Here is a 9082-nt window from a genome sequence, read left to right as displayed (position 1 = left end):
TACGGATTTTCCAAAGGCTCGGGCTGAAGGCTTTTAATCCCCCTTAGAAAAGGGGGAAACAGGGGGTTGTAGCAGTTTGGCGCGGTCGAGTGGAATGTAGGGGCGCGGCATGCCGTGCCCTTTGCTTTTCCCTCCCCCTTTTCCAAAGGGGGATCGAGGGGGATTCGAGTTGTTGATTGGATTAAATCCCCCCTAACCCCCCTTTGCTAAAGGGGGGGGGACGGTCGCCCGGCTTTTTCGTAGGGGCGAGACATGTCTCGCCCGTAAGTGGGGCACGCTGCGGGGTGTCATGGAACGTACAACCCCCGCCTGCTTTGCAGGCACCCCCTTTGTTAAGGGGGAATTTTAACGGCTCCGCTCGGATTTTCCAAAGGCTCGGGCTGTGAGCTTTTAATCCCCCTTAGAAAAGGGGGAAACAGGGTGGGGTAGCAGTTTTGCAGTAGAAAAAACGGGGCACGGTGCACCGTGCCCCTCTACGTTTTAAATGCCGTCACCACTATGGCCGCCTCGGAGGCGAAGGTGGCGGAGGTGGGGTAGGCGGCCTGTTGGGTGGTGCCGACGGGTTTACCCCGGTCTGTGGCGAATCTGGCCCTCGCTGATGGAACGGGATAGGTGCTTTCATTCCCATTTTTCACCTCACTGCTATTTTAAGAACTCTACCCAATAAACATCCTTGACATTAATCATAATTGATTTAACACCGTCTAAAGGTATTTCTTTGTCGCTCTCTATATCAGGAATCCATGATGCTTCCTCAAGAACAAAATGACCCTTATTGGGATCTGAAGGCCATGCACTTGGCCAACCACGTAACCGTCTTTCGTCCTTTAGATGAAGCACGACAAAAGTTCTATTGTTTAAGAAGGTGCCAAACCATTCAGAAGGATAAGAAGTTTCTCTGGTGATTCCACAATCTCTTGCAATTTTATGTAGTTTATCGCTGTTTGAAAGATAAGCAAAGATAACGCCAATAAAAAGTGCAGTCAATACTGAATAAAATATCTCGGAGTAATTGTTCCATTCTCCGTACGAAAAATAACTCCCAATTTTTAAAACTATCCATTTTTCTGATAAAACACAAAACTGAATGATAATAGTAAATACCAGTGCCTGTACTACCCTTTCAAACTTTGAAGGAATAGGGAATGAGGTCAATCCATAGAAAACCCAAGCTGTAACGAAACCGGGTAAAAGAAACTGAAGAACAGAGATTAATTCTGTGGAAAAACTTTCCATATTATCTTCTGTCTAAAAAGAAAGCTTACTTTAATATAATTAATACCTTAGGCAATTTCAAGTTAGCTCTTTCACTGTCGGCAAACTGTCCTGCGCCCCCAATCTGGTGGTGGAGAGCGCCGCCGCGCGGCAGGCGAAGGCAATGGCCTTCTCCAGGCTTTCCCCGCGCGCCAGGGCCGCGCCCAGAGCGCCGTTGAAACAGTCCCCGGCCGCGGTGCTGTCCACGGACTGGACCGGAACCGTGGGGAAAGAGCGCACTCCGGCGCTGTCCCGGCAGAGCACGCCCTGCTTGCCACGAGTCACCAGCACCGTGGCCACCCCGCGGGCTTTGAGCGCCTCGGCCTGGGCCGTGCAGCTTGGCTCATCCGCGCCGGAGATACCGGTCAGCAGTTCCGCCTCGGTCTCGTTGGGCGTGATGAGGCTCACCCCGGCCAGAAGCTTATCTGGCAGCTCGCGCGCCGGGGCCGGGTCGAGGATCACCCGGGTGCCGTGCCGTCCCGCGATCTCAACCGCGCGCTCGACTGTTTCCAGCGGGATTTCGAGCTGTAAAAGGACACTGTCGGCCTTGGCGATCACCGCCTCGGCGGCGTCGATGTCCGCCGGACAGAGCTTTGCATTCGCCCCGGCCGCCACCACGATTATATTCTCGCCGTGCCGGTCCACCACGATAATGGCCACGCCAGAGGCGGCGCTCTCATCCTGCACCACGTAGTCCGTGCGGATACCGTCCCGCGTGAAATTCTCCAGCATTTTGGCCCCGAAAGCGTCCTTTCCCACCCGGGCCACAAAATACACCTGGGCGCCCAGACGGGCCGCGGCCACGGCCTGATTGGCGCCCTTGCCCCCGGCGATCATGGCGAACTCGCCGCCAAGGATAGTCTCGCCCGGCCTGGGGATACGGCCGGATTTGATCACCAGGTCCATGTTCGAGCTGCCGATCACCACCACCGGCTTGCGGTCCATGCTGGTTTCTCCCGTCATCTGTGAAATCTATTGTAGTCCGATTATAGAACGCGCGCGTGCCACAATGCTCTTGATGGTTACCGGGGGGGGAGTTTCCGGCTGTGGGGGAGTGACATAGCTCGACCAGTCGCGGCCGAGGATCACGGTGACATCCACCAGGGCCATCTCATCCGGCTGGCTGGTCAGGTGGGTGCAGCCCAGGGAGTTGGCCACGGCCAGGCCCACCTCGGGGCGCTCGGTGTGGTTCACCACCAGGGTGTTCTCGTAGTCGAAATTATCAGCGTTGGCCGCGCTGACCACATCGAAGCGCAGGTCGCGCAAACGGGTGGTCATATCGCGCCCGGCCCCCGGCTCGCCGCAGCCGTTCAGGACCCGCACCTCCACCGTGGCCGGGTCGACCGGCGGCAGGGCCAGGTTCTGCCCCGGCACGACAGCCTGGGCGGCCTGCTCCTGGCTGGCTTTCTGGGCCAGGGCGCTCTCGCGGTACTGCAGCCAGGCCGAGGTCATGAACAGCACCAGCACGGCCAGCGCGGCCACGAGGGCCAGGCTGGTAAGAAGGCCCTTGAGCGTCACCAGCGGCTTGCCCCGTCGCGGCGCAGCCGCACTCAGGGTGCGTCGGTTGGTCTCGACCGCCTGTCCCTTGCGCGACTTGCGCAGGTTCTTCAGGTGTTCGCGCCGGTTGCGGCTGTAGGGGCGGCTGGGCATTTTCGGGCCATGCTGTGAGGGGTGGAGACTGCCGGAATTGACTTTCCCTGCCCTGAAAATAGCAGGTCCGGGCGCAAGAGAGCAACAGTTTTGTAAGCGCTCACTTCTTGTCCCGCCCGTTGAGACTCACCGCGTTCCAGGCCGCCACGCCGTTGGAATGCAGGGGACGACCCTTGCCCACGGTATAGATCAGCTTGCGGCCCAGCACCTCGTGGTAGACCTCATCCAGCGCCTTGACCACCCGCCGGCCCAGGGCGCGCACATCGCTCTCCTCGGCGCGCTGGGGACGGTTGGGTTCGAGATAATCGGCGCAGAACATGATTTTCTCCACCAGGCCGGCCTCGGGATGGCTGGTCGTGTGGTAGAACACGGCATCCAGGATGTCGTTGTCGGTCACACCCAGGACAGAGCGCAGGTAATGCGCCGCCGCGGGGCCGTGAAGAAGGCCGCCGCCCAGACGCCAGGTCTCGCTGTCCAGGGGCACGGACTGGGCCAGGATGTAATCGCGCAGCTCTTTCTGGCTGAAACCCTTGTACAGATCGTGGGCCAGGCCCGCGATGTAGACCTTGTCCGGGATGTCGTTCGCCGGGGCGATCCTGGCCGCCGCCTTGCGCGCGAACTGGGCCACCGAATTGATGTGCAACTCCAGGCGCTTACCCGCGTACCGCCGCTTGATCTCGGCTTTCAGCTCTTTCGCCAGTGCGTCAAACTGTCCCATCGCCCTCACCCTACTTGAGCAGCTCTTTCATCTCGCGCACCGCGCGCTCCAGGCCGACCAGCACCGCGCGGCTGATTATGGAATGTCCGATGTTGACCTCCTCCAGGGCCGGGATGGCCAGCGCGGCGGTGATGTTCCAGTAGTTGAGCCCGTGCCCGGCGTAGACCGCCAAACCGCGCGAGGCAGCCAGTTCAGCGGCGGCAGACAGTTTGGTCAGTTCCCGCTCGACCGCCTCCGGCCCCACGGCGTTGGCGTAGGCCCCGGTGTGGAACTCGACCGCATCCGCCCCGACCGCGGCGGAAAGCCCGGTGACCTTGATCTCCGGGTCGATGAACAGGCTGACCCGGATGCCGGCGCCCTTGAGCCGGGCGATCACATCGGCTAACTTGGCCCGGTGCTTGGCCACATCCAGCCCGCCCTCGGTGGTGACCTCCTGGCGTTTTTCCGGGACCAGGGTGGCCTGGTCGGGGTGCAGGGCCAGGGCGATGGCGGTGATCTCCTCGCTGGCGCCCATCTCCAGGTTTAGCCGGGTGCGCACCGTGCGGCGCAGAACTTCCACGTCGCGGTCCTGGATATGACGGCGGTCCTCGCGCAGGTGCACAGTGATCTGGTCGGCGCCTGCCAGCTCGGCCAGGGCCGCGGCCCAGACCGGGTCGGGCTCCACCGTGCGGCGGGCCTGACGCAGCGTAGCCACGTGGTCCACGTTCACGCCCAGTCTAATCAATGTCGCCTCCGTGGTAGGTGATTGTGTGCGGGCTGTCGGCCAGAAGGCGCTCGATCAGGGAGCGGCGCATCCGCACCCGCAGGGTCAGGCGGCTGTCATCGCTGCGGCGCTCCAGCACGTGGCCCTGCTCGTGAAGGCTGGCTGCCAGACGGCCCTCCTCCGGGCGCAGGTCGATGGAGAACTCGGCCTCGGTGCGCCGGACTATCTCCAGGAGCTTGTCGCGCAGGTGGCGCACGCCGCTGTCGCCGCGCGCGGCCGAGCTGAACACCGCGCCGGGGTGCTGCTCCGCGATCTCGAACACGTTGTGGCGCTCGGCCACGCGGTCCACCTTGTTGAACACCAGGGTGCGCTCGATCTCTCCCGCCCCGATCTGGCCCAGCACCTTGTTCACCACCGTGATGCGCTCGGAGAAGTGGGGGCTCGCCACATCCACCACCAGCAGAAGGTGGTCCGCCTCGGCCACCTCGTGCAGCGTGGCCTTGAACGAGGCCACCAGGTGATGCGGCAGGTGGTTGATAAAACCCACCGTGTCGGTGAGCAGCACCTCGCGCCCACCCTCCAGGCCCACCCGTCGCGTGGTGGTGTCCAATGTGGAGAAAAGCTGGTCGCGCACCAGGATATCGGCCCCGGACAGGGCGTGCAGCAGCGAACTCTTGCCGGCGTTGGTGTAGCCGACCAGGGCCAGGTTGAACAGTTTCTCGCGGGCAGAGCGCCGCACGGCGTGCTGGTTCTCGATACGCACGAGCTTGTGCTTGAGGTCGGCGATCTTGCGCTGGATGATCCGGCGGTCGGTTTCGAGCTGGGTCTCGCCCGGGCCGCGCAGGCCGATGCCGCCGCGGATGCGCGACAGGTGCACCCACATCCGTTTGAGCCGCGGCAGCAGGTATTCGAGCTGGGCCAGTTCCACCTGAAGGCGGGCCTCGACCGTGCGGGCGTTGTGGGCGAAGATGTCGAGGATCAGCTCGGAGCGGTCCAGCACCTGCACCTCGAACAGGTCCTCCAGGTTGCGCGCCTGGCTGGGCGAGAGGTCATCGTCGAATATGGCGATGTCCGCCTCGTGCTGCTGGATAAGGTCGCGGACTTCCTCGGCCTTGCCGCTTCCGATATAAGTTGTCGAGTCGACCCCGCGAAAGCGCTGCGTGACCCGTCCCACCACCTCAGCACCGGCGGTGTCGGCCAGGCGCTCCAACTCCTCGAGGGGGCTGTCGCCCCAGAGGTGGCTGTCCGTGCGCTCCATGCCGAACAACACGGCTTTCTGCGGGGTCTGGTTGATATCAATCATGCTCAAGAAGCTGTTCCCACTCCTCGTAAGCTTTATCTATCCCAGCCTTGAGAGTTTCCATCTCGCTGGCCAGAGAGACGGCCAGGCCCTCCTGACGGTAGGTCTGAGGGTCGCCGAGACGGTGCTCCAGGGCGGTTTTACGTTCCTCCAGGGCGGCGATCTCGGCCTCGATCTTCTCTCGCCGCTCGCGAATTTTCTGCAGCGCGTTCTTGCTCAGGCCGGATTTGGCTGTCTGCTCCTGACGGGCTGTCTCCGCCGCCGGGGCGGCCGGCTTGGCCGCGGCCGGAGGTGGTGCGGCCAGGGCCTTTTCAAGCTCATCGCGCTTGGACTTATAATAAGAATAATCCCCGTCGTATTCAACTGTTTTGTCCAAACCCCCGCCCAGGCGCGCCCCGGAGACGAACTCAAGCACGCGGGTGGCCAAGCCGGCCAACAGGTCGCGGTCGTGGGTGATCATGACCAGGGTGCCGGGGTACTCGGCCAGGGCCTCCTGGAGCGCCTCGCGGCTGTAGATGTCCAGGTGGTTGGTGGGCTCGTCCAGCAGCAGAAGGTTGGCCCGGGAGTAGATCAGCCCGGCCAGGACCAGGCGGCGGAACTCGCCCTCGCTCAACGTGCCCACGCTCTGCTCCACCTGCTCGCCGCGGAACAGGAACCGCGCCAGGTAGCCGCGCAACTGGCCCAGGGTCAGGTCCGGGGCGTGGCTGGACATGTAATCCAGCACCCGGCGGTTGTCGGAGGGGCGCTCCACGTGCTGGGGCAGCACGGCCAGGCTGACATCCTTGCCCCAGCTCAGGCGCCCGGAATCGGAGGCGAGCTTGCCGGCCAGAATCTGCAGCAGGGTGGATTTGCCGGTGCCGTTGTCGCCGATCACGGCCAGGCTGTCGCCGCGCATCAGGGTCAGGTCCAAATCCTCGAACAGCGGCGCGCCGCCGTCCCAGCCCTTGGCCAGCCCCTTGGCCTCCAGCACCAGCGAGCCGGACTGGTCGGCCACCTGGATCTGCCAGCGCGGGGCGCTGCGTCCCCGCCGCACCTCGGGCGGCGGATCCATCCGGTCGAGCATCTTGCGGCGGCTCTGGGCCTGACGGCTTTTCTGGCCGTAGATGTTGCGCCGGATGTAGTCCTGGAGCTGGTCCACCTTGCGCTCGTAGTTGGCCAGGGTGCGCTCGGCGCGCTCGGCCTCGGCCGCGGCCCACTGGGCGTAAGCGTCGTAGTTGCCCCCGAACAGCGTGACCTTGCGGTCCAGTATCTCGATGGTGCGGTTGGTGACGTTGTTCAGGAAAGCGCGGTCGTGCGAGATCACTACCACCGTGGAGCGGGTCTCGGCCAGGAAACCCTCCAGGAACTCGATGGCCCTGAGGTCCAGGTGGTTGGTGGGCTCGTCCAGGAACAGGATGTCCGGCTCGGCCAGCAGGCAGCGGGCCAGGGCCAGACGGCTTCTCTGGCCGCCGGAGAGGCTCGCCAGGCTCTGGCCGAAGGTAGCCTCGCCCAGGCCCAGGCCGACTAACATCTTTTCCGCCCGCGCGCGCAGGCTGTAGCCCTCCAGGCGCTCGAAACGCTCCAGAGTCGAGCCGTAGCGGTGCAGCTCGTCCTCGTTGGGTGTCTCGCCCCGCTCCAGGCGGGCCTGGAACTGGTGGATGCGGTTCTCCAGCTCGCGCACCTCGCCCGCGGTGGCCAGCAGCTCCTCCAGCACGCTGCGCGCCGAGCCGGTGTCCACCTCCTGCTCCATGTAGCGCAGGCTGAGGTTCTTTTCGGCATGCACCTGGCCGCTGTCCGGGGCATCCAGCCCGGCCAGGATACGGCAGAAAGTGGTCTTGCCAGCCCCGTTGGGCCCCACCACGCCCACCCGGTCGCCGGCGCGGATGAGCCCGGTCACCGGCTCGAACACCGTGTGCCCACCGAAACTGCGGCAGATATCCACAAAGCTGATCAAAGTCACTGTCTCGTCTCCTCGCTGCTGTCCTCGCTCTTGTCCGTGTCACCCGCGTTTTCCCCGGCCGCCGGGACCCCGGGTGCGCCTGCGCCGCCGGGCGCTCCACCGTGACGGCGGTACCAGTCGAGGCGGCGGGCGATCTCCTTTTCCTGCCCCAGGGTGGTGGGCTCGTAGAAACGCAGGTCCTCCAGGCCATCCGGCAGGTACTGCTGGGCCGTGAAATGGAAGGGGAAATCGTGCGGGTACTTGTAATTCTTGTGATAGCCCAGGGCTTTCATCAGGGCGGTGGCGGCGTTGCGCAGGTGCAGGGGCACCGGGGCGCTCAGGTGCTGGCGGGCCGCCTCCTGGGCCTTGTGCAGGGCCAGGTAGCTGGCGTTGCTCTTGGGGGCGCAGGCCAGGTAGGTCACGGCCTGGCTCAGCGGGATCGCGCCCTCGGGCAGGCCGATCACGCTCACCGCCTTGTGCGCGGCCACGGCCAGGGGCAGGGCCTGCGGGTCGGCGTTGCCGATGTCCTCCGAGGCGAAGATTATCATCCGCCGCAGGATGAACAGCGGGTCCTCGCCGGCCTCAAGCATGCGGGCCATGTAGTAGAGCGCGGCATCCGGGTTGGAGCCGCGCAGGCTCTTGATGAACGCCGAGATGACATCATAGTGCTGGTCGCCCTGACGGTCGTACTGGAGCATGCGGCGCTGCAGGGCCTGGGAGATGGTCTCCTTGTCCAGGCTCTTGCCGCCGGTGCCGCTTTCGATGAAAGCGGACGCCATATCCAGCGCCGAGAGCGCCACCCGTGCATCCCCGTCCGAGGCCTCCAGCAGGAACTGCCGCGCCCCGGGCTCCAGGCTCAGGCCCAGCGCTCCAAGCCCGCGCTCGCTGTCGGCCAGGGCGCGGTCGACAATGCGGCCCAGGTTTTCGGTCTCCAGGCGCTTCAGCACGAACACCTTGACCCGGCTGAGCAGGGCGCTGTTCACCTCGAACGAGGGGTTCTCGGTGGTGGCCCCGATCAGGGTGATTATGCCGTTTTCCACGTGCGGCAGAAGGGCGTCCTGCTGCGCCTTGTTGAACCGGTGGATTTCATCCAGAAACAGGAGCGTGCGGCGGCGCTGGAGCCTCAGGCGCTCGGCGGCCTCGGCCACCGCGGCCTTGATCTGCGCCACCCCGCAGGTGACCGCGCTGTAGTGCTCGAACGCCGAGCCGGTCTGTCCGGCGATTATCCCGGCCAGGGTGGTCTTGCCGCTGCCCGGGGGGCCCCAGAAAATCATCGAGCGGATGCGGTCGCTCTGTATCATCCGGCGCAGCACCCCCTCCGGCCCCAGGATATGCTCCTGGCCCTCGAACTCATCCAGGGTGCGCGGGCGCATCCTCTCGGCCAGGGGCGAGACCCGTCCATCGCCCAGCTCATCCGGCAGGCCGAATATGTCCTGTTCGTTTTTGCGGCTCATTCTGCGTGTCCCGCCACCGGGCGGACCGGTGGACAAATGCCAGAGACTGACTTATTTTTGACCCAATAAAGCACAGGGGCAAATA

General features: G+C 64.0%; 8 protein-coding genes. All 8 read right to left on the bottom strand.

Features of this window, described 5'->3' with window-relative positions; genetic code table 11:
- Nucleotides 1–642 precede the first annotated feature (642 nt).
- The 8 genes from LLH00_19440 to LLH00_19405 all read right to left on the bottom strand — a co-directional run bounded on the left by LLH00_19440 (nucleotide 643) and on the right by LLH00_19405 (nucleotide 8997).
- Nucleotides 643–1236, bottom strand: a complete 594-nt coding sequence (locus LLH00_19440; GenBank protein MCE5273457.1) for a DUF6338 family protein — start codon at nucleotides 1234–1236, stop codon at nucleotides 643–645.
- Between the two features lie 57 nt (nucleotides 1237–1293).
- Complete coding sequence (rbsK, locus tag LLH00_19435; protein MCE5273456.1) at nucleotides 1294–2199, bottom strand: ribokinase; 906 nt, start codon at nucleotides 2197–2199, stop codon at nucleotides 1294–1296.
- Between the two features lie 27 nt (nucleotides 2200–2226).
- The gene (locus LLH00_19430; protein MCE5273455.1) at nucleotides 2227–2904 is read right to left on the bottom strand and encodes a LytR C-terminal domain-containing protein; all 678 of its coding nucleotides are present in this window, start codon (nucleotides 2902–2904) and stop codon (nucleotides 2227–2229) included.
- Nucleotides 2905–3004: 100 nt separating this feature from the next.
- Complete coding sequence (gene yqeK, locus LLH00_19425) at nucleotides 3005–3622, bottom strand: bis(5'-nucleosyl)-tetraphosphatase (symmetrical) YqeK (protein ID MCE5273454.1); 618 nt, start codon at nucleotides 3620–3622, stop codon at nucleotides 3005–3007.
- Nucleotides 3623–3632: 10 nt separating this feature from the next.
- Complete coding sequence (locus tag LLH00_19420; GenBank protein MCE5273453.1) at nucleotides 3633–4346, bottom strand: pyridoxine 5'-phosphate synthase; 714 nt, start codon at nucleotides 4344–4346, stop codon at nucleotides 3633–3635.
- The gene (gene hflX / locus LLH00_19415; protein ID MCE5273452.1) at nucleotides 4339–5628 is read right to left on the bottom strand and encodes a GTPase HflX; all 1290 of its coding nucleotides are present in this window, start codon (nucleotides 5626–5628) and stop codon (nucleotides 4339–4341) included. Before hflX ends, LLH00_19420 begins: the two co-directional genes overlap by 8 nt.
- Nucleotides 5621–7564 carry an ABC-F family ATP-binding cassette domain-containing protein gene (locus LLH00_19410; protein ID MCE5273451.1) on the bottom strand — a complete coding sequence of 648 codons (1944 nt, stop codon included), beginning with the start codon at nucleotides 7562–7564 and terminating at the stop codon, nucleotides 5621–5623. The genes hflX and LLH00_19410 overlap by 8 nt, the downstream gene beginning before the upstream one ends.
- Nucleotides 7561–8997 (bottom strand): replication-associated recombination protein A, encoded by a 1437-nt coding sequence (locus LLH00_19405; GenBank protein MCE5273450.1) that lies wholly within the window; start codon nucleotides 8995–8997, stop codon nucleotides 7561–7563. The genes LLH00_19410 and LLH00_19405 overlap by 4 nt, the downstream gene beginning before the upstream one ends.
- Nucleotides 8998–9082 lie beyond the last annotated feature (85 nt).

It is taken from the genome of bacterium (genome assembly GCA_021372515.1).
In the GTDB taxonomy this organism is placed as follows: Bacteria; Gemmatimonadota; Glassbacteria; order GWA2-58-10; family GWA2-58-10; genus JAJFUG01.
The sequence above is the reverse complement of the archived record's forward strand: the minus strand, read 5'-3'. Positions and strand labels throughout refer to the sequence as shown.